The sequence below is a fragment of the Achromobacter sp. genome (assembly GCF_057314935.1).
Genome location: NZ_DBHKZA010000195.1, coordinates 1 through 1,286 on the forward strand (window position 1 = coordinate 1; position 1,286 = coordinate 1,286).

Annotated in this window: 1 protein-coding gene; it reads left to right on the plus strand. The window is 63.1% G+C overall.

Annotated features, from left to right (window positions below):
* Positions 1-83: 83 nt before the first annotated feature.
* Positions 84-1,286: HipA domain-containing protein (locus ACO6D5_RS30045; RefSeq protein ID WP_485827429.1), on the plus strand; the 1,203-nt coding region annotated here is incomplete at its 3' end.

The window sequence follows — 1,286 nt, forward strand, 5'->3', positions numbered from 1 at the left end:
ACCCTGCAATTGCAGAAGGTGTTGGACATGCTGGATCTGCTGGGTCTTGAAGTGCAGGTGGCGCCCAAGCCCGCGAGTCTGCCATGACTGCCGCCGACGCCCTGGACCTGTATCAGGCCGACCGCAAGGTCGGCCGCTTGTTCGACGAACGCCCGCTGCGGTTTGTCTACGACGATGCGTGGTTGAACTCGCCCGGCGCGCGAGCCATCTCGCCAGCCATTGCGCTGAATGGACACGATCACGCGGGTGATGCCGTACATGCCTTCTTCGAAAACCTGCTGCCCGAAGGACATGTCCGCAAGTTTTTGCAGATCAGCCGCCACGCGACGACGGTGTTCGGCTTGTTGCGCAGCGTAGGGGGCGATACCGCCAGCGGACTGACAATACTGCCGCAAGGCGAACAACCGGCTCCTCCACATTACCGGCCTTCGACATGGCAGGAGGTGGCGGCGCGTTTGCGCAATGGGGCGGTGCCGGCGTTGGTGGCCGAGAACGCCGAGGGCGCGCGCATATCGCTGGCAGGCGCACAGGACAAGTTGCTGTTGATGGTGGCGCAGGATGGTTCGCCGGCGCTGCCTGAGGGAACGGCCCCGTCCTCGCATATCCTGAAGCCGGACATCCAGGGCCTGGACGGCGTGTGGGCGTCGGCCCTGAACGAAGCCCTGGTGATGCAGTTGGCAGACAAGCTAGGGCTGGGTGTGGCAGAAGCCCGCTATCAGCCCGACACGCGCGCCTGCCTGATTAAGCGCTATGACCGTCTGCCCGATGGGCAAGGCGGGCTGTTGCGCTTGCACCAATTGGATCTGTGCCAATTGGCGGGAAAACCGTCCGATGTGAAGTACGAGGCGGACGGTGGACCGACGCTGGCGGACTGCCGCAAGCTGTTGAAGGCCATGAGCGTTGGCGCAACCGACTTGAAGCGGTTCCTGCAGTGGGTGATTTTCAATCTGTGCGTGGGCAACAACGATAGTCATGCCAAGAATCTGTCTGTGCTGCAGACCGCCGATGGACGCTATCGCCTGGCACCGTTCTACGATCTGATGTGCACGGCGATGTATCCGGGGCTGGCCAAGCATTTCGCGTTCGCCATCGGCGGTGAAATGAAGCCGGGCAATATTGGGCCGGCACAGCTTGACGCGATGGCCCACGACCTGGGCTTTAATCCGCGCTACGTCAGAGCAGTGGCGCGGGCGCTGATGGCCGAACTGCCGGCCGCATTGGATCAGGTGCAGTCATCCCTCCTGGAGCAAGCCGCCGCCGGCACCGAGCGCACGCTGATCGAACGC